20 protein-coding genes and 3 tRNA genes are annotated in these 18,316 nt (G+C 69.9%); 4 read left to right on the top strand and 19 right to left on the bottom strand.

Annotation, left to right across the window (positions count from 1 at the left end):
* Nucleotides 1-22: 22 nt before the first annotated feature.
* The 9 genes from ACYSUO_RS17335 to ACYSUO_RS17295 all read right to left on the bottom strand — a co-directional run bounded on the left by ACYSUO_RS17335 (nt 23) and on the right by ACYSUO_RS17295 (nt 5,203).
* Entirely contained in the window at nt 23-1,078 is a 1,056-nt protein-coding gene (locus ACYSUO_RS17335; protein ID WP_461777047.1) for a UDP-N-acetylmuramate dehydrogenase, read from the bottom strand.
* 59 nt (nt 1,079-1,137) lie between these two features.
* A complete protein-coding gene (locus ACYSUO_RS17330) occupies nt 1,138-1,518 on the bottom strand; it encodes a DUF3291 domain-containing protein (RefSeq protein WP_461777046.1) in 381 nt (126 codons plus the stop codon).
* A gap of 43 nt (nt 1,519-1,561) precedes the next feature.
* Complete coding sequence (locus ACYSUO_RS17325; RefSeq protein ID WP_461777045.1) at nt 1,562-2,998, bottom strand: DHA2 family efflux MFS transporter permease subunit; 1,437 nt, start codon at nt 2,996-2,998, stop codon at nt 1,562-1,564.
* Between the two features lie 85 nt (nt 2,999-3,083).
* Entirely contained in the window at nt 3,084-3,638 is a 555-nt protein-coding gene (locus ACYSUO_RS17320) for a TetR/AcrR family transcriptional regulator (protein ID WP_461777044.1), read from the bottom strand.
* 141 nt (nt 3,639-3,779) lie between these two features.
* Nucleotides 3,780-4,208: a MaoC family dehydratase gene (locus tag ACYSUO_RS17315; protein WP_461777043.1), complete on the bottom strand. Its 429-nt coding sequence runs from the start codon at nt 4,206-4,208 to the stop codon at nt 3,780-3,782.
* A 5-nt stretch (nt 4,209-4,213) separates the two neighbouring features.
* A complete protein-coding gene (locus tag ACYSUO_RS17310) occupies nt 4,214-4,666 on the bottom strand; it encodes an FAS1-like dehydratase domain-containing protein (protein WP_461777042.1) in 453 nt (150 codons plus the stop codon).
* A 98-nt stretch (nt 4,667-4,764) separates the two neighbouring features.
* Nucleotides 4,765-4,929 (bottom strand): 50S ribosomal protein L33, encoded by a 165-nt coding sequence (gene rpmG / locus ACYSUO_RS17305; protein ID WP_003948671.1) that lies wholly within the window; start codon nt 4,927-4,929, stop codon nt 4,765-4,767.
* Between the two features lie 94 nt (nt 4,930-5,023).
* Nucleotides 5,024-5,096: transfer RNA gene (locus tag ACYSUO_RS17300), tRNA-Met, on the bottom strand.
* A gap of 34 nt (nt 5,097-5,130) precedes the next feature.
* Nucleotides 5,131-5,203: transfer RNA gene (locus ACYSUO_RS17295), tRNA-Thr, on the bottom strand.
* A 247-nt stretch (nt 5,204-5,450) separates the two neighbouring features.
* Here ACYSUO_RS17295 and ACYSUO_RS17290 point away from each other — a divergent pair.
* Complete coding sequence (locus ACYSUO_RS17290) at nt 5,451-6,701, top strand: amidohydrolase family protein (protein ID WP_461777041.1); 1,251 nt, start codon at nt 5,451-5,453, stop codon at nt 6,699-6,701.
* A gap of 68 nt (nt 6,702-6,769) precedes the next feature.
* Nucleotides 6,770-7,426, top strand: coding sequence for an SDR family oxidoreductase (locus ACYSUO_RS17285; RefSeq protein WP_461777040.1), 657 nt, complete (start codon nt 6,770-6,772; stop codon nt 7,424-7,426).
* 96 nt (nt 7,427-7,522) lie between these two features.
* Here ACYSUO_RS17285 and ACYSUO_RS17280 read toward each other — a convergent pair whose 3' ends face one another.
* The 4 genes from ACYSUO_RS17280 to ACYSUO_RS17265 all read right to left on the bottom strand — a co-directional run bounded on the left by ACYSUO_RS17280 (nt 7,523) and on the right by ACYSUO_RS17265 (nt 10,693).
* The gene (locus tag ACYSUO_RS17280) at nt 7,523-7,741 is read right to left on the bottom strand and encodes a hypothetical protein (RefSeq protein WP_266713014.1); all 219 of its coding nucleotides are present in this window, start codon (nt 7,739-7,741) and stop codon (nt 7,523-7,525) included.
* A 90-nt stretch (nt 7,742-7,831) separates the two neighbouring features.
* On the bottom strand, nt 7,832-8,485 hold the full coding sequence (locus ACYSUO_RS17275) for a DUF5825 family protein (protein ID WP_461777039.1): 654 nt from the start codon (nt 8,483-8,485) through the stop codon (nt 7,832-7,834).
* Nucleotides 8,482-10,392 (bottom strand): RiPP maturation radical SAM C-methyltransferase, encoded by a 1,911-nt coding sequence (locus tag ACYSUO_RS17270; protein ID WP_461777038.1) that lies wholly within the window; start codon nt 10,390-10,392, stop codon nt 8,482-8,484. The genes ACYSUO_RS17275 and ACYSUO_RS17270 overlap by 4 nt, the downstream gene beginning before the upstream one ends.
* Nucleotides 10,393-10,611: 219 nt before the next feature.
* Nucleotides 10,612-10,693: transfer RNA gene (locus ACYSUO_RS17265), tRNA-Tyr, on the bottom strand.
* A gap of 224 nt (nt 10,694-10,917) precedes the next feature.
* Here ACYSUO_RS17265 and ACYSUO_RS17260 point away from each other — a divergent pair.
* Entirely contained in the window at nt 10,918-11,406 is a 489-nt protein-coding gene (locus ACYSUO_RS17260) for a YajQ family cyclic di-GMP-binding protein (protein ID WP_425830669.1), read from the top strand.
* 98 nt (nt 11,407-11,504) lie between these two features.
* Here the strand turns inward: ACYSUO_RS17260 and ACYSUO_RS17255 are convergent, their stop codons facing one another.
* Nucleotides 11,505-11,777 carry a GlsB/YeaQ/YmgE family stress response membrane protein gene (locus ACYSUO_RS17255; RefSeq protein ID WP_385755817.1) on the bottom strand — a complete coding sequence of 91 codons (273 nt, stop codon included), beginning with the start codon at nt 11,775-11,777 and terminating at the stop codon, nt 11,505-11,507.
* 168 nt (nt 11,778-11,945) lie between these two features.
* On the opposite strand from ACYSUO_RS17255, the gene ACYSUO_RS17250 reads away from it, so the two are divergent.
* Entirely contained in the window at nt 11,946-13,214 is a 1,269-nt protein-coding gene (locus ACYSUO_RS17250) for an APC family permease (RefSeq protein ID WP_461777037.1), read from the top strand.
* Here ACYSUO_RS17250 and ACYSUO_RS17245 read toward each other — a convergent pair.
* The 5 genes from ACYSUO_RS17245 to ACYSUO_RS17225 form a co-directional block, all read right to left on the bottom strand.
* Nucleotides 13,211-13,603: a YccF domain-containing protein gene (locus tag ACYSUO_RS17245; protein WP_461777036.1), complete on the bottom strand. Its 393-nt coding sequence runs from the start codon at nt 13,601-13,603 to the stop codon at nt 13,211-13,213. The genes ACYSUO_RS17250 and ACYSUO_RS17245 overlap by 4 nt on opposite strands.
* Nucleotides 13,600-14,463, bottom strand: a complete 864-nt coding sequence (gene htpX, locus ACYSUO_RS17240) for a zinc metalloprotease HtpX (RefSeq protein ID WP_461777035.1) — start codon at nt 14,461-14,463, stop codon at nt 13,600-13,602. The genes ACYSUO_RS17245 and htpX overlap by 4 nt, the downstream gene beginning before the upstream one ends.
* Nucleotides 14,464-14,649: 186 nt before the next feature.
* The gene (locus tag ACYSUO_RS17235; protein ID WP_461777034.1) at nt 14,650-15,105 is read right to left on the bottom strand and encodes an MscL family protein; all 456 of its coding nucleotides are present in this window, start codon (nt 15,103-15,105) and stop codon (nt 14,650-14,652) included.
* Nucleotides 15,106-15,189: 84 nt separating this feature from the next.
* On the bottom strand, nt 15,190-16,725 hold the full coding sequence (locus tag ACYSUO_RS17230) for an NADH-quinone oxidoreductase subunit N (RefSeq protein ID WP_461777033.1): 1,536 nt from the start codon (nt 16,723-16,725) through the stop codon (nt 15,190-15,192).
* Nucleotides 16,722-18,314 (bottom strand): complex I subunit 4 family protein, encoded by a 1,593-nt coding sequence (locus tag ACYSUO_RS17225; RefSeq protein WP_461777032.1) that lies wholly within the window; start codon nt 18,312-18,314, stop codon nt 16,722-16,724. The genes ACYSUO_RS17230 and ACYSUO_RS17225 overlap by 4 nt, the downstream gene beginning before the upstream one ends.
* Nucleotides 18,315-18,316 lie beyond the last annotated feature (2 nt).

The following is an 18,316-nucleotide window of genomic DNA, read 5'->3' as shown; positions in this document are numbered from 1 at the left end:
GCGACCCGGGGCCGGGGGCGGCTCAGAGGCTGACGCCGACCGTCACCGGCTCGTTGACCAGCGTCACGCCGAAGACGTCCCTGACCCCGGCGACGACCTCGCGGGCGAGCGCGAGCAGGTCCTCCGTGGTGGCCTCGCCGCGGTTGGTCAGGGCGAGCGTGTGCTTGGTGGAGATGCGGGCGGGGCCGGAGCCGTAGCCCTTGGTGAAGCCCGCCTTGTCGATGAGCCAGGCCGCGGAGGTCTTGGTGAGGCCCTCCCCCGCGGGGAACGCGGGGGCCTTCGCGTCCGCCCCCAGACGCTCAGCCACGCGCGCGTGGAAGGCCGCGAACTCCGCATCCGTAAGGATCGGGTTGGTGAAGAACGAGCCCGCCGACCACGTGTCGTGGTCCTCCGGGTCGAGCACCATGCCCTTGCCGCCGCGCAGCTTCAGAACCGTCTCGCGCGCGAGAGCGGCGGGCACGCGCTCCCCCGCCTCGACGCCGAGGGTGCGCGCGGTCTCCGGGTACTTCAGGGGCGCGCTGAGGCCGCCCGCGTCCTCCAGCTCGAACCGCACACGCAGCACTACGTAGCGGTCGGGTTCGGCCTTGAAGCGGCTGTGCCGGTACGAGAAGGCGCACTCGGCGTTCGGGATCGTGACGGTCTCGCCGGTCGTGCGGTCGTAGGCGATCACCTCGGTGATCGTGGAGGAGACCTCCTGGCCGTACGCGCCCACGTTCTGGATCGGCGTCGCGCCCGCGGAGCCGGGGATCCCGGCGAGGCACTCGACGCCCGCGAGACCGGCCTCGACGGTGCGCTCGACGGCGTCGGTCCAGGTCTCACCGGCCGCCAGTTCCAGCTTCGTACCGTCGAGTTCGAAGCCCTTCGTGGCGATGCGCAGGGCGGTGCCCGCGAAGCCCTTGTCGCCGATGACGAGGTTGCTGCCGCCGCCGATGATCAGCAGCGGCGTGCCGGTGGCATCGGCCTCGCGCACCGCGTCGATCACCTCGGCGTCGGTGGTCGCGGTGAGCAGCCGGGTGGCGGGCCCGCCGAGCCGGAAGGTGGTCAGGGGGGCGAGAGGGGCGTCGTGGAGTTCCTGCACGCGCTCAAGGGTACGAGAACGGCCCCGCCGCTCGGACGGGGCCGCTGTCGTGGCCGGACTCACTGGAAACGCGACAGGACGTCCTTCCAGTCGAGCGGCAGTTCGTCGGTCGACGTCTCCCAGGTGAGGAAGGTCGAATCCTTCATCTGCCCCCGCAGGCCGGCGGAGATCGTCGCGTGCGGCATGGTGGCCGCGAAGTCCCGCAGGGCCTTGGGCGACTCCCAGACGGACAGGGTCCAGAAGGTGCGTCGTAAGGGCGCCGCCTTCAGCGTCGCTCCGTAGGCGCCCGGTGCCCGTCCCACCTGGTGCCAGACGGCGGGCGTGCGGAAGAAGAACTTCAGGGCGCCCCACAGGGTGCGGGTCTCGAAGCGGGAGGCGAAGACATGGGCCTCCACGCGCGCGGGTGGGGTGGTCGGGGTGGTCCAGGGCAGAGTCGGCATGGCGTTCCTCCTGGGAAGGGGGCCGGTAGGAAGGGGCCGGTGATCAGGCGTTTTCCAGGGCCGGAACGGGCTCGGAATCCCGCGCGCCGGGCTTGGCGCGCCCCTCCCGCGGGATGAACAGGGCCGCGACACCGGCCACGGCCACGATCGCGGCGCCCACCCACAGCGCGGGCTCGATGCCGTCCACGAAGTGCTGTGCGGAGTCGTAGCCGCCCTGGGCCGAGAAGACCGACGCCATGACCGCGATGCCGAGCGCGCCGCCGACCTCGCGCAGCGCGTTGTTGGCGCCGGACGCGATGCCCTGCTCCTGCGGCAGGACGCTGGACATGACCAGGTTGGCGGCGGGGGCGAAGTAGAGGGCCATGCCGACGCCGCTGACGATCAGGGCTGGCAGCTGGGCGGCGTACGAGACGTCGGCGGAGACCACGGCGGCGAACCAGCCGAGTCCGACGGCCTGAAGGAAGAGCCCCGCCGCGACGACGGGCCGGCCGCCGATGCGGTCCGAGAGGATCCCGGCGATCGGTGCGACGAGCATCGGCATGCCGGTCCAGGGCAGCATCCGCAGGCCCGCCTCGGTCGGCGAGTAGCCGAGCACACCCTGCAGGAACTGGCTGAGCAGGAAGATCGAACCGAACATCCCGAGGAACATCAGCAGGCTCGCGGCGTTTATCCCGGCGAAGGCCCGGGAGCGGAAGAGCCGCATGGGCAGCATGGAGTTCTCGTTGCGGATTCCGTGGTGCACAAACCCGGCGAGCAGCGCCGTCCCCGCGAACAGGGCGGTCAGTACGAGGGTGTCGGTCCACCCGACGACGGGCGAGCGCACCAGGCCGTACACGATGCCGAACAGACCGCCGCTGGCGAGCAGGGTGCCCACGATGTCGAGCCGGGCGCCGGAGCCGTACGACTCCTTCAGGCGCAGCCGGGCGAGCGGCAGCAGGGCGATGCCCAGCGGAACGTTCAGCCAGAAGATCCAGTGCCAGGAGATGTGCTCGGTGAGGCTGCCGCCGATGAGCGGCCCTGAGGCGACCGCGAGTCCGTTGACCGCGCCCCAGATCCCGTACGCGAGGCCGCGCTTGGCCGCCGGGACGGCCGCGGTGAGCAGGGTCAGGGTGAGCGGCATCATGATCGCGGCACCGACGCCCTGCACGGCGCGGGCGGCGATCAGCGCGTCGATGCCGGTGGACATGGCCGCGGCGGCGGAGGAGACAGTGAAGATCGTGATCCCGACCAGGAAGAGCCGCCTGCGCCCGAAGCGGTCCCCCAGCGCCGCGCCGAACATCAGCAGGACGGCGAAGGTGAGCGTGTAGGCGCTGACCGTCCACTCCAGGTCGTCGAGCGCGCCGCCGAGATCCTGCCGGATGGACGGCAGGGCCGTGGTGACGACGAGGTTGTCGAGGGCCGCCATGAATCCGGCGACGCTGGTGATGACGAGGGCCCAGACGGCTCCCCCGCGCTGCGTTGGTGCTGTGGTGCCTGACATTGCTTCCCCCCAGTGACCTTTGGTTAGTTATTGATGACTAACTTTCACGGGCACAAAAAAGCGCACCCTTGTGACACACGCTGCGCTACTTGGACTTCGGTGACGCGAAACAGCCGGTCCAGACCCGGTGCTCGGGCGGGAACCCCATCGACACCAGGACGTTGATCAGCATCCCCACCGCGAGGAACTGGCTCGTCTCTTCGACGTCCGCCCCCATCGCCAGCAGGACGGTGTCGTACATCTCCATCCACAGGCCGCGCAGTTCCTCGCCGAACTCCGGGTCACCGGACGCTTCGGCCGCGGCCACGGCGACGTACATCTGCATCTGCATGAGCAGCATGTCCGGGTCGTCTGCGATGAGCGACAGATAGGCCGCACCCAAGGCCTCCTCGACCTCGGCCGCCTCCACCCCCTCGACCGCCTTCCGGAACATGTCGGTGACGCCTTCGCAGCAACGCCGGGACGCCGCGAGGAAGATGGCCTCCTTGCCCGGGAAGAGCCGGAAGAGATACGGCTGCGAGACACCCACACGCTTGGCGATCGCCTCGGTGGACGTGCCCTTGTAGCCGCCGCGGGCGAATTCGACCATCGCCGCACGGATGACGCTCTCGCGCCGCTCCTCCGCACTCATCCTGACCATGCGGCAAAGTTAGTGGCCAATCACTATCTAAGTCAACCCCCACTTGTGAGCAGAGACACACGTAAGGGGCGCCCTCCAGGAGGGCGCCCCTTACGCACAGCTACGTAGATGGCCATCAGGCCGAGCGCTCAGACAGGGCGCTCAGACCAGCTGAACGACCGCCCGCGACATCCCGAGCACCTTCTGTCCCGCGCTCATGGCGATCAGGTCGACTCGTACGCGATTGTCGTCGAGCTTGGCCGCGACCTTGGCACTGACCTCTATCTCGGCACCCTTGTCGTCGTTCGGCACGACGACCGGCTTGGTGAAGCGGACGCCGTACTCGACGACGGCGGCCGGGTCGCCGGCCCAGTCGGTGACGACACGGATCGCCGCGGCCATGGTGAACATGCCGTGCGCGATCACGTCCGGCAGGCCGACCTCGACCGCGAACTTCTCGTTCCAGTGGATCGGGTTGAAGTCGCCGGAGGCGCCCGCGTACTGCACGAGCGTGGCGCGCGTCACGGGGAAGGACTGCGCGGGCAGCTCGGTGCCGACCTCGACATCGGCGTACTTGATGTTCGTCGCCATGGCGATCAGGCCTCCTCAGCGGCGCGCGAGACGAGCTTGGTCCAGGCGGTCACGACGTGCTCACCGGTCTCGTCGTGCACCTCACCACGGACATCGATGATGTCGTTGCCCGCGAGGGACTTGATGCCCTCGATGGTGGAGGTCACGGTCAGCTTGTCGCCGGCCCGCACCGGGCGCGTGTAGGTGAACTTCTGGTCGCCGTGCACGACGCGGCTGTAGTCGAGCCCCAGCTCCGGGTCGTGGATGACCTCGCCGGCGGCCTTGAAGGTGATCGCGAACACAAAGGTCGGCGGCGCGATCACATCGGGGTGGCCGAGCTCCTCGGCGGCGGCACGGTCGACGTACGCGGGGTTCGTGTCCCCCACCGCCTCCGCGAACTCACGGATCTTCTCCCGGCCGACCTCGTACGAGGTGGTGGGCGGATAGGTCCGCCCCACGAAGGACTGGTCGAGCGCCATGGGCTCGGTACCTCCTGGATGTGTTCTCGATCTGCCTGATCTACGAAACGACACGAGGCCGCCCCCGAAGTGGGGACGGCCTCGTGTACGAGCCTGATTTATCGCGTTTCGCGGTGCGCGGTGTGCGCGTTGCAACGCGGGCAGTGCTTCTTCATCTCAAGACGGTCCGGGTTGTTACGCCGGTTCTTCTTGGTGATGTAGTTCCGCTCCTTGCACTCCACGCAGGCCAGCGTGATCTTCGGGCGGACGTCGGTGGCAGCCACGTGAGTGCACTCCTTGACGAACGGATGGGACAAAGGTTTAACGCATACAAGAGTAGCCGATCGAAGGACCGACCCCAGAATCGGCTACTGTCAGTAGCGGTGACCGGACTTGAACCGGTGACACAGCGATTATGAGCCGCTTGCTCTACCGACTGAGCTACACCGCTGTGATGCAAGCGACGCGAACGACGTCTGCACCAGAGCCCCAATGCGGAATCGAACCGCAGACCTTCTCCTTACCATGGAGACGCTCTACCGACTGAGCTATTGGGGCGAGCGATGAAGACATTACACGGTTGCGCGCCGATCGCCCAAATCCGTTTCGCGCCCCCACTCGCCGGGAACGAAGCCGCCTTCTCGCGAGGGGCACATGAGCCCCTCGGACCCCACCAGTACGACTATTTCGGCGGTCCTCGAAGCGCCCCTGTCGCGGTCCTAGGCTCGACGCACCCTGCGTGATCTTGTTACGCGGTGATCTTGTTGCGCGCGAACCGCGTCCTCGCCGAGCCCTCAGGAGCGCGATGCCCCACAGCCCCTCACAGCAGCCACCGTCACCGGGCGTGCCCGAGGGCTCCGGACTTCTCCTGAGCGGCGCCCGGCTCCCCGACGGCAGGACCGTGGACGTACGGCTCGACGGCGGGCGCATCGAGGCGGTCGGCACGGCCGGCAGCCTCACCGCGCACGGCTCGCGCCTGGACCTCACGGGCTGGCTGCTGCTCCCGGCCCCCGTAGAGCCGCACGCGCACGCGGACACGGCCCTCTCGGCCGACTGCGAGGGCCCCGTCCCGTACGACCCCGAGGACGTCCAGCGCCGGGCCACCGAGAGCACCCTGCTGCAGCTCGGCCACGGGGCCACCGCCCTGCGCTCCCATGTGCGTATCGGCGACATGGAGGGGCTCGGTTCGATGGAGGCGGTGCTCCAGGCGCGGCGTTCGCTGGTGGGGCTCGCGGATCTGCGAACGGTGGCGATGCCCCGGCTGCTGACCGGGCTCGCCGGGGCCGACGGGCTCGCCATGTTGCGGGACGCCGTGAAAATGGGCGCCTCCGTAGTAGGCGGCTGCCCCGACCTGGACCCCGACCCAACGGGCTACGTAGAGGCGGTTCTTGAAGTCGCCGCCGAGCACGGGTGCCCGGTCGACCTGCACACGGACGGGGCCGATCCGGCGCGGCTCGGGCGGCTCGCGGCGGCGGTCGGCGGGCTGCACACGGGCGTCACCGTCGGACCGCTGGGCGGGCTCTCCCGACTGCCGGAGGAAGCGGCACGGCCCGCCGTGGACCGGCTCGCGGCCGCCGGTGTGACGGTGACGTGCCTGCCGCAGGGAGGGTGCGCGGGGGTGGACGAGCGCGCCGTCGCTCCGGTGCGGCTGCTGCGGGCGGCAGGGGTACCGATCGCGGCGGGCAGCGGTGCGCTGCGCGACGTGTCGAACCCCGTGGGGCGCGGCGACCCGCTGGAGGCCGCCTACTTGTTGGCCTCGCGCTACGGGATGCGCCCGGAGGACGCCTACGCAGCGGTGAGTTCCACAGCCAGGGCGGCGCTCGGCCTGCCGGAGGTGCGCGTGGAGGCGGGGTTCCCCGCGGAGCTGCTCGCGGTGCGGGGCGACCGGCTCGCGGGCGTGCTCTCCCTCGCGTACAGCCGGATCGTCGTGCACCGGGGACGCGTGGTGGCGCGGACCAGCGCGGTGCGGGAGTACTGCGACTCGGCCGCCGCGGTCGCCCTCGATCTGCCGCGGCAGGGCCGGGCGGCGAAGCACGGCGGTGGCGGCCCCGCCTGAACACCCGTACGGGGCCGGGCGCGATGGTTGCACGGTGAACCGTCCGCCTCGGGCGTACCGTCGGAGACATGCGCATTGTCATCGCTGGGGGTCATGGTCAGATCGCGCTGCGGCTCGAGCGTCTGCTCTCCGCGCGCGGGGACGAAGTAGCCGGGATCATCCGCAGGTCGGAGCAGGGTGACGACCTGCGGTCCGCCGGTGCGGAACCCGTGCTGTGCGACCTGGAGTCGGCGTCCGTGGAGGAGGTCGCGGCGCATCTGCAGGGTGCGGACGCGGCCGTCTTCGCGGCGGGCGCGGGTCCGGGCAGCGGCGCCGGCCGAAAGGACACCGTGGACCGGGACGCCGCCGTGCTGTTCGCGGATGCCGCGGAGCGGGCGAAGGTGCGCCGCTACATCGTGGTGTCGTCGATGGCGGCGGACGCCGCGCACCAGGGCGACGATGTCTTCGACGTGTATCTGCGGGCCAAGGGCGCGGCCGACGACGACGTACGGCGCCGTACCGGGCTCGACTGGACGATCCTGCGGCCGGGGCAGCTGACGAACGACGCGGGTACCGGGCTCGTCCGTCTGGAGGCGTCGACCGGGCGCGGGCCGGTGCCGCGCGACGACGTGGCGGCCGTCCTCGCGGACCTTGTGGACACGCCCGCCACGGCGGGGCTCACGCTGGAGCTGATCTCCGGCTCCACGCCGGTCACGGTGGCGGTGAAGTCGGTCGCGGGCAACTGAGTCGCGTACGGGGGGCGGCCCGGGTGCGTGTGCGCCTCGGAGCGGCGGCGTGCGCCTGGGAGCGGAACGGCGGCGTATGCCTCAGAAGCGCGGACTTCAGAACAGCGGCATCTGGCCCGGCACGTGCGGGACCACGTACCCGTCGAGCGCGTCCTGGACGGCGCCGAGCTGGGCGGGGCGGCGTGAACCGGGGCACGAGACCAGCTCTCCCGCGGCGCGGGTGCCAGGAGGATCGTGGCGGGCGAAGCGGCCAGCCACGACCGCGATCTCGCGGCGGCATTCGGGGCAGTGTCGGCGGCGGGATGTGGTCGGCATGCGTTCAGTCTGCGTCGTGATCGCCGCGGACACACGCTGAAACCCCCTCAGGAAGGCTCCTGAGGGGGTTCCTTGTACGGCGACGCGGCGTCAGATCCCCATGCACGGCACCGGCCAGCGACGCATGCGGGGCGGCAGCGCCACCGCCCATCCGTCCACGATCAACGTGAGCCCTTCATCCGCCAGGTGGAGGGCCGCCTCTTGGTGGGCGGGGGCGAGCGTGTCCAGCCGTGTGGCGTCGCTCAGCGCGTCGAAGGCGGCGAGCAGGTCGGGGTGGTCGAGCGTGAAGCGCGCCGAGGCGGGGCGCTCGCGGCGGTCCATGACCGTGACGAATCCGGGGCCGCGGCGGTGGTAGAGCATCCCGTAGGCGTGCTCGGCGCGCCAGGTCGTCAACTCGGTTGGTTCGTCGGGCTGTTGGGCCGGGGGTGGGAGGTGGTGCAGGGTGCGGAGGTCGTACGTGACACGGCTTGTGGCTGCGAGTCGGTCATACGTAACACTCGCCGCCGGGGCGGGGCCGTCATACGTAACACCCGCCGCGCACTCAGGAGCCTCGGTTCCGTCATACGTATGACGCGGGGCGGCGGCCGCCTCCCAGTGGGTGCTCAGCCCCGCGGCCTGGCACTCGCGCAGGAACTGGACCGCCCGGGTGGTGGTGCGGCCGTCACCGGCCAGGGGCAACGGCTCGGTCACGCGGACGCGGGTGCCGATGACGCGGTGCGGGACGAGGGCGGGGAGCGCGGTCATCCGGAGGCTGCCGGGGCGGAGGGACCGGCGGGGCCGGAGAGGCCTGTGGGTTCGCTCTCGATGCGGATCGGTGCGGTGCGGGTGGGCAGGGAGACGTACGTTCCGGTGTCGCGGAAGAGGAGGCCGAACGTGACGGCCTGCGCGACCCACTCCCCCAGTTCTTCGGCCGGTACGTCGTGGCCTGTGGCGGCGAGTTTGCGCTGCAGGGCGGATTCACTGGCGCCCTCCTCCAGGATGCGCAGGGCGGCCGCCTCCCAGCCGTTGAACCAGTAGGTGCGGCGCGGCCAGCCCTCGCGGCGGTCCCGTACGAGGAGCGTGTTCTCGTCCTCGCCTGCCTGCTCCATGACGAGGGTCGACGTGGCGTGTTGCGCGCGCCATTGCGCCACGGCCCGCAGCAGCCGGTCCTCCGTGTCGCCACCGATGCCCGCGTCCTCGGTGTCGAACAGGTAGACCAGGTCGGCGAGTTCGGACTCCGGGAGCTCGTACACGTGCTGGTACATGTCGGCGGGGCGCCGCTTGCCGAAGCCCAGGGCGGGGTCGGTGAAGTGCGGGCTGAAGCGCTCCAGTTGGATCCGGAAGGCGCCGCTCGGCGGCTGGAGGTGCACGAGGGCGGGCATCTGGTCGAGCACGCGCGCGTAGTCCCGCACGGTCTCGCCGGGGAACCCGTAGAGGTAGTTCCAGGTGCAGGTGATCTCGTGGTTGTCGAACTCGCGCAGCGTGCGGATGTTGCGGGCGCCGGTGACACCCTTGTCCATCAGGTCGAGGACGCGGTTGCTGAGGCTTTCGATGCCTGGCTGGATCAGCACCACGCCGGCGGCGCCGAGTTGGGCGATCTGCTCCCGGTTGAGGTTGGACTTCACTTCGTAGTGGATCCGCAGGTCCCAGCCGCTGTCGGCGGCGAGCGGCAGGAAGTCCTTGAAGTACGCCATGTCGATGATGTTGTCGACGGTGACGATGTCGAGGATGCGGTGGCGACGCACGAGGCGTTCGATCTCGCTCCACAGCCGGTCGCCGGGCTTGGCGCGAAATGCCATGGCGCTGCCGTTGAGGCCGCAGAAGGTGCAGTGGTGCTTCTCGCCCCACCAGCAGCCGCGGGCACCCTCGACGACCAGCTTGGGATACACGTGTTCGAGGACGGGTGATGCCTCGATCTCCGCCTGCCACTGGTCGTAATCGGGCGAGGGTATGTGGGCCGGAGCCACGGTGCGGTGGGGTTCTGTGTTGGCCCGGGAGACACCGTTGTCCCACCAGCAGAGGCCCGGAACGTCGCCGGGGGGCGTGCCCGCGTCCAGGTGGGCGAGGAGGGCCGGGAAGGCGTACTCCCCTTCGCCGCGCACGACATGGTCGACGTCGGGGTGGTTGCGGTGCAGGGCGTGGCCCATGGGGCCTTCGCAGTTGCTGCCCCCGAAGACGACGGTCAACTCCGGGTGACGGCGCTTGAGCTCCTTGGCGAGGGCGAGGGACGCCACGTTCTGCATGAAGGTGCTCGTGAACCCGACGACGTCGGGCTCGTGCGCCAGCACCTCGGTCGCGCAGCGTTCGATGTACGCGGCGGCATGGCGGCGCATCTCGAAGGCGGTGTCCAGGGTGTCGGCGGGCACACCGCGCTCGCGCGCGTACGACCTCAGTTGTGCGGCGCCCCAGTCCTCGTCGTCGTAGAGGACTCCGGAGAACACCCAGTCGCCGATCCCGTGGAAGATCGAGTCGCTGCCGATCGCCTCGTAGTCGCTGGGGCCCAGTCGGCCGCCCGAGCGCTCGAGTAGCAGCTCCGCCCAGCGCAGCGAGCCGTGGAACTCGCGCACCTCGTCGTCCGGGCGGACCTCGCGCAGCAGCTGGTGCAGCAGGCCCACCTGGAGGGAGGGCAGGTCTATCGCGTGCCAGGGCATGGTCACCAGCCCAACGCGCATACCGCCCCGCCTCTTCTTGCCGCCACAAGCCGGCTCACCCTATGGGCGTCCCATCCGCCACACAAGGGAGTACGGACGGGCCCCAGAGTTCCCCCACAAGCGGCCCAATGTGACACAGATCACCGCATTTCGGTCCCACCCAAAAGATCACCCCGAAAACACGACGAAGCCCCCTCTGAACTGCATTTACGCAGTTCAGAGGGGGCTTCCCCCAAAGTGTGGCGGCGCCAGGATTCGAACCTGGGAAGGCTGAGCCGGCAGATTTACAGTCTGCTCCCTTTGGCCGCTCGGGCACACCGCCTTGGGTTCGCTGCCCCGGGCCCCGCTTTGCGGCGGTGCTCGCTGGCAACGACGTAAACAATACCTGATGCACGGGGGTGCTTCGCCACCCGATTGATCGGCGGCCGGGCGCGGCACGGTGGCTAGGCTGCTCTTGGCGCGACTTCCCCGGCGCGCAGCCAGAGCAGAACCCGGTCGCAACCCGACCAGTACCCGATCCACCCCCGATACAAGGAGCCACAGGACATGGCCGACTCCAGTTTCGACATCGTCTCGAAGGTCGAGCGGCAGGAGGTCGACAACGCCCTCAACCAGGCCGCCAAGGAGATCTCGCAGCGCTACGACTTCAAGAACGTGGGCGCATCCATCTCCTGGTCCGGCGAGAAGATCCTGATGGAGGCCAACGGCGAGGAGCGGGTCAAGGCCATCCTCGACATCTTCCAGACCAAGCTGGTCAAGCGCGGGATCTCGCTGAAGTCGCTGGACGCGGGCGAGCCGCAGCTCTCCGGCAAGGAGTACAAGATCTTCGCCTCCATCGAGGAGGGCATCTCCCAGGAGAACGCCAAGAAGGTCGCGAAGACGATCCGCGACGAGGGCCCGAAGGGCGTCAAGGCGCAGGTGCAGGGCGAGGAGCTGCGCGTCAGCTCGAAGAGCCGTGACGACCTGCAGACCGTCCAGCAGTTGCTCAAGGGCAAGGACTTCGACTTCGCGCTGCAGTTCGTGAACTACAGGTAGGACTGCCTGAGCACCCATGTGAGCGTCTACGTAGGCGTCTACGTAAGCGAAGGGGCGGCACCCGGCGGGTGCCGCCCCTCCTTGCTGCCGGCTGCAGCTCAGCGGCGACTGCGCGAGTCGCCGAAGAAGATGCGGTAGGCGATCAGGAGGACGAGCGCGCCACCGATCGCGGCGACCCAGGTCGCACCGTCGTAGAAGTCCGTGGATATGGGGCGGTCCAGCCAACGGGACGATATCCAGCCGCCGATGAAGGAACCCGCGACGCCGATGAGGGTCGTTCCGATCAGGCCGCCCGGGTCCCGGCCGGGCAACAGGAACTTGGCGATGGCACCGGCCAGCAGTCCAAGGATGATCCAGCCGATGATGCCCATGCCGCGTTCTGCCCTTCTGTAGTGCTGTGGCGCGTACTGCCTTGCTGCAGCGCCTTGTTGCGTCGTTCTTGCCGGGTCGCCGTGTGCGTCGCCGCCCTGGCCACCTGCTGCCCAGAAGGACGACGGGTAGGCATGGTGTGGTTGCACGAGCCCTTTAGTGTGCGGCGCATGACACAGTCGGGAACTCCCCTTCGTAGGGCGCTGGGTGTGCGGGACGCCGTGCTCGTCGGACTCGGGTCGATGATCGGGGCGGGCGTCTTCGCGGCGCTCGGGCCCGCGGCGCGGGCGGCCGGTACGGGGGTGCTGTACGCACTCGCGGTGGCGGCCGTGGTGGCCTACTGCAACGCGATGTCGTCGGCGCGGCTCGCGGCCGTGTATCCCGTCTCCGGAGGCACGTACGTGTACGGGCGGGAGCGGCTCGGGCCCTTCTGGGGGTATCTGGCGGGCTGGGCGTTCGTCGTCGGCAAGTCGGCCTCGTGCGCGGCGATGGCGCTGACCGTGGGAACGTACGTGTGGCCGGGGCAGGCACATGCGGTGGCGGTCGCGGCGGTCGTGGCGCTGACTGCCGTGAACTGCTTCGGGGTTGAGAAGTCGGCCTGGCTGACGCGGATCGTCGTCGCGGTCGTGCTCGCCGTCCTGGCAGCCGTCGTGGTGGCGTGTGCGGGCTCGGGGAGCACCGAGGGCGGGCGGCTCGCTCCTGGGCTCTCCGAGGGCGTGAGCGGCGTGCTGAGCGGCGCCGGGCTGCTGTTCTTCGCGTTCGCCGGGTACGCGCGCGTGGCGACGCTCGGCGAGGAGGTGCGGGATCCGGCGCGGACCATTCCGCGGGCGATCCCCGTGGCGCTCGGGATCACCTTGGTCGTGTACGCCGCCGTGGGCGCCGCCGCCGTCGCCGTGCTCGGCGTGGACGGGCTCGCGCGGGCCTCGGCCCCGCTGGCCGACGCCGTACGGGCGGCCGGCGTGGACGGCCTCGTGCCGGTGGTGCGGGCGGGGGCGGCGGTGGCGGCGCTCGGGTCGCTGCTGGCGCTGATCCTGGGGGTGTCCCGGACGACGCTCGCGATGGCGCGGGACCGGCATCTGCCGGGCGCCCTGGCGGCCGTGCACCCGCGCTTCCAGGTGCCGCGGCGGGCCGAGCTCGCGGTCGGGGCCGTGGTGGCCGTCGTGGCGGCCTTCGGCGACGTACGGGGGGCGATCGGGTTCTCGTCGTTCGGCGTGCTGGTGTACTACGCGATCGCCAATGCCTCGGCGTGGACGCTGAGTTCCGCGGTACGCGCGCGGGCGGTGCCGGCGCTCGGGGCCGCGGGGTGCCTGGCGCTGGCGTGCTCGCTGCCCGTGTCGTCCGTTGCGGCGGGGGCGGGTGTCCTCGCCCTGGGGGCGCTCGCCTACGTCGTCCGGCTACGCGCGCGTGGTGCGCACGGTGCCGGAGGCGGCGCGGCCTAGCGCGTCGCGAACGGCTGGTCCGTGGGCACGATTTCACGGCCGAGCGGCAGCAGCGAGAGCGGAATCATCTTGAAGTTGGCGATGCCGAACGGGATGCCGATGATCGTCACGCACAGGGCGACGCCCGTGACGATGTGCGCCAGGGCCAGCCACCAGCCCGCGAGGATCAGCCACAGCACGTTGCCGATGCAGGAGGGCGCGCCCGCGTCCCGGCGCTCGACCGCTGTGCGCCCGAAGGGCCACAGGGCGTAGACGCCGATCCTGAAGGCGGCGATCCCGAACGGGATCCCGATGATGGTGATGCACAGCAGGAGGCCTGCCAGAACGTAGCCGAGGAACAGCCAGAAGCCGCTCAGGACGAGCCATATGACGTTCAGGATTGTCTTCACTGTTGGCGACCTGCCATCTGCTCGAGACGGGAAATGCGGTCCGCCATCGGCGGGTGCGTGGAGAACATCTTCGACATTCCCTGGCCGGGGCGGAAGGGGTTGGCGATCATCATGTGGCTGGCCGTCTCGATACGCGGCTCGGGCGGCAGGGGCAGCTGCTTCGTGCCCGCCCCGAGCTTGCGCAGGGCGCTCGCCAGGGCCAGCGGGTCACCGGTCAGCTGGGCGCCCGAGGCATCGGCCTCGTACTCGCGGGAGCGGCTGATGGCGAGCTGGATCAGGGACGCCGCGAGCGGCCCCAGGATCATGATCAGGAGCATTCCGAAGATGCCGGGTCCGTCGTCGTCGTTCGAGCGGCCGACCGGGATCAGCCACGCGAAGTTGACCAGGAACATGATCACGGAGGCGAGGGCTCCGGCGACGGAGGAGATCAGGATGTCGCGGTTGTAGACGTGGCTCAGCTCGTGCCCGATGACACCACGCAGCTCGCGCTCGTCCAGGAGGCGCAGGATTCCCTCGGTGCAGCACACCGCGGCATTGCGCGGATTGCGGCCCGTCGCGAACGCGTTCGGCGCCTCCGTGGGAGAGATGTACAGGCGCGGCATGGGCTGACGCGCCTGCGTGGAGAGCTCGCGCACCATCCGGTACAGCGCGGGCGCCTCGAATTCGCTCACCGGGCGGGCACGCATCGCGCGCAGGGCCAGCTTGTCGCTGTTCCAGTACGCGTACGCGTTTGTCCCCAGGGCGATGACGAGCCCGACGATGAGCCCCGTACGGCCGAAGAAGCTGCCGATGACGAGGATGAGGGCGGACAGGCCTCCGAGGAGTACGGCGGTCTTCAACCCGTTGTGCCGGCGGTGCACGGTACGTCCTCCTGATGGTGCGGCAGGGGAACCCACTGCTTGCTTGTCTGCTGCTTCCACTGGGTCTGGAGCCTGTGTGCGTTTCCACGTCCAGTGGACCCTCCCTGACTGGTCAACGCCAGACGAGGAGGACGAGTTCCCTTGTCCGCCCGGGACGGGCCCGTGCGGGCGTGTAGGCCGACCGGGTCAGCGCTGCTGCGGCAGCCCCGCCAGTTCCAGGGCCTCCGAGTCCGCCTCGATCTCGCTCGTGCAGTGCGCGCAGCGGGTGGCGATTCCGGGGATCTGGGTGTAGCAGCGCGGGCAGTCGCGCAGGGCCGCCTTGATGTCGACGGGCTTGCCGCGGTCCAGGCGCGCCTGGAGCTTCATCATCGGGACGACGATGCAGAAGTAGAGCACCGCGGCGGTGATCACGAAGGCGATGATCGCGCTGACGAACTTGCCGTACGGGAAGTCGGTGCCCTCTACCGTGAAGTGCGCCTCACTGAAGTCACCGGTCGACTTCGTGGCGATACCGATGAGCGGCGCGATGAACGCCGTGCTGAGCGCCGTGACCACAGCCGTGAACGCGGTTCCGACCGCGAGGCCGATGGCCATCGTGATGATGTTTCCGCGAAGGATGAAGTCCTTGAACCCGCTCAGCACGACGTCTGTCTCCTTGATGTGGGGCTGTAGTCATTGGTGTGGGGCCAGTGAGCGGCCCGTACGTGTGATGCCGTACGAGGGTGCCTAGAAGAGGCCCGTCGAGGCAAAACGCAGGACCAATTGGGGGGCGCCGGAGAGAGCCACTCCGATGACGGCCGTGACGGCGATCGCCGCGGTGAGCGGCCTGGACGCGCGGTGGACGGCGGGTTCGCCTTCAGGGGCGCGGAAGAGGGTCGCGGTCCACTGGAGGTAGTAGAAGAGCGCGATCACGACGTTCACGGCCATGACGACGGCGAGCCAGCCGAGCCCCGCGTCGACGGCCGCCGAGAAGACCGTGACCTTCGCGAAGAGGCCGATGATGCCCGGCGGCAGGCCCGCGAGACACAGCAGGAAGAAGCCCAGGACGAGCGCGGCGAGCGGGTTCGAGGCGTACAGGCCCCGGTAGTCGCTGATGCGGTTCAGGGGCTTCGTACGGGCGACCAGAGCGGCCACCGCGAAGGCGCCGAGGTTCACCGCGGCGTACATGAGGGCGTACGCGAGGGTGGAGCCGATCGACTTCTGGGGGTCGTCGGAGTAGGCGGCCGCGGCGATCGGCACCAGGAGGTAGCCGGCCTGGCCGACGGAGGACCAGGCGAGCAGGCGGACGGCGCTGTACGCGCGCGTGGCCTGCTGGCGGATGGCGGCCACGTTTCCGATCGTCATGGTCAGCGCGGCGAGCGCGGCGAGGGCCGGACCCCACACGTCGGCGTACGAGGGGAACGCGACGACCGTGACGAGGATGAGGCCGGAGAAGCCGACGGCCTTGCCGATGACCGACAAGTAGGCGGCGATCGGCAACGGCGCGCCTACGTAGGTGTCGGGTACCCAGAAGTGGAACGGCACGGCGGCCGTCTTGAAGGCGAAGCCGACCAGGGTGAGCGCGACGCCGGTCTGGGCCAGGGTGTGGAACTGGCCGTCCACGTGGGTGAGTTCGGTGGCGACCCGCGTCAGGTGCAGGGTGCCTGTGGACGCGTACACGAAGCTCACGCCGAGCAGGGTGACGGCGGTCGCGGTGACCGAGGAGAGAAAGAACTTCAGGGCCGCGTCGGAGGAGCGTTTGTCGCCCTGCTTGAGGCCCACGAGGGCGAAGGCGGGGAGCGAGGCGACCTCCAGGGCGACGACGAGCGTGGCCAGGTCGCGGGACGCGGGCAGCAGGGCCGCGCCCGCGGCGGAGGACAGGAGGAGGAACCAGAACTCCCCTTCGGGGAGAGGCTTCTTCGCGTTCTTCGCGTCCTTCAGGGAGCTGATCGAGAGCAGCGCGGTGAGCAGCGCGCCGGCCAGGACGAGGAACTGGATGACGAGCGTGAAGCGGTCCGCCGTGTAGCTGCAGGCGTCGTACGGGGCGCCCTTGAGGCAGAACGTGGAGCGCTCGTCACCGATCAGCGGCAGCAGAGCGAGCGCCGCGGCCACCAGGCCCGCGACGGAGATCCAGCCCAGGACCGGCTTGCGGCGCTCCGCCACGAACAGGTCGGCGACCAGCACGACGAGGGCCACGACCGCCGCGATCGTGGGCGGCGCGATGGCGACCCAGTCGACGGACTGGACGAGGGACGCCACGGAGGGCGCGGCGACGGCGATCACTGGAGGCCTCCTGCGAGGAGCTTCTGCACGGCCGGGTTCGTGAGGCCGAGCAGGGCGGCGGGCCACAGGCCGGCGAGGACGGTGAGGGCGACGAGCGGGGTCCAGGTGGCGAACTCGTAGCCGCGCACATCGACGAGCACGGGAGCCTCCGGCGCCGCCGGGGCCTCCTTGGGGCGGGGGCCCATGCAGACGCGGCGGACCACGATCAGCATGTACGCGGCGGTGAGCAGCGTGCCGAAGGCCGCGATCGCCATGAAGACGAGGAACGCCGGGCGGCTGAGGTCGTCGGCGGGCTTGAACGCGCCGAACAGCGCGAGCATTTCGCCCCAGAAACCGGCGAGGCCCGGCAGCCCGAGCGAGGCGACGGCAGCGAACGCGAGGAGGCCGCCGAGGCGCGGCGCCTTGCCGTACAGGGCCATGCCGCCCTGCTCGGCGAGGGCGTCGAGGTCGCTGGTGCCGGCCCGGTCCTTGAGCGCGCCGACGAGGAAGAAGAGCAGGCCGGTGATGAGGCCGTGGGCGATGTTGGCGAACAGCGCGCCGTTCACGCCGGTCGGGCTCATCGTCGAGATGCCGAGCAGGACGAAGCCCATGTGGCCGACGGAGGAGTACGCGATGAGGCGCTTGAGGTCGCCCTTCGCGCCCTGCTTGGCCAGGTTCAGGCAGGCCAGGGACCCGTAGATGATCCCGACGACGGCGAGCGCGGCGAGGTACGGCGCGAAGGTCCGCATCCCGTCGGGCGCGATGGGGAGCAGGATCCGGACGAACCCGTACGTACCCATCTTCAGCAGGACGCCGGCGAGGAGGACCGAGCCGACGGTCGGGGCGGCGGTGTGGGCGTCGGGCAGCCAGCTGTGCAGCGGCCACATCGGGGTCTTCACGGCGAGCCCGATACCGATCGCCAGAACCGCGATGACCTGCACGGATGTACTCAGACCCCGACCGTTGTCAGTGGCGAGTGCCATCATGTCGAACGTGCCCGACTTAACGCCGATAAGGAGGAGTCCGAGCAGCATCACGACCGAGCCGAGCAGCGTGAAGAGGATGAACTTCCAGGCCGCCTGCGCCCGTTGCTCGCCGCCCCATCGGGCGATGAGGAAGTACATCGGGATGAGGACCATCTCGAACGCGAGGAAGAAGAGGAGGAGGTCCAGGACGGCGAAGGTCGCGAGCGTTCCCGATTCCAGGACGAGGATCAGCGCGACGAACGCCTTGGGGGACGGCCCGGCCGGCATGTGGAAGTACGAGTACAGCGCGCACAGGAACGTCAGCAGCGCCGTGAGCACGAGGAGGGGGAGGGAGATGCCGTCGATGCCGAGGTGGATACGCACGTCGAGCGCGGGGATCCAGCTGATGTCGGTCGTGGCCTGCATCTTCGACGGCTGGTCGTGGTCGAAGCCGAGCGCGAGGGCGATCGCGGCGATGAGGATCACGCCGGTCACGGTCACGCCGTGGCGGAGCACGGCCTGGTCCGGGGACTTCCCCTTCAGCCCGGGCGGGGCCGGGAGAAGGGCGAGAACGGCACCGATGAGCGGGCCGACGACGATCAATGCGAGAAGGAACTGCATCACGGATTCGCTGATATCGATCACGG

It is taken from the genome of Streptomyces sp. UC4497 (assembly GCF_054871485.1).
The sequence above is the reverse complement of the archived record's forward strand: the minus strand, read 5'-3'. Positions and strand labels throughout refer to the sequence as shown.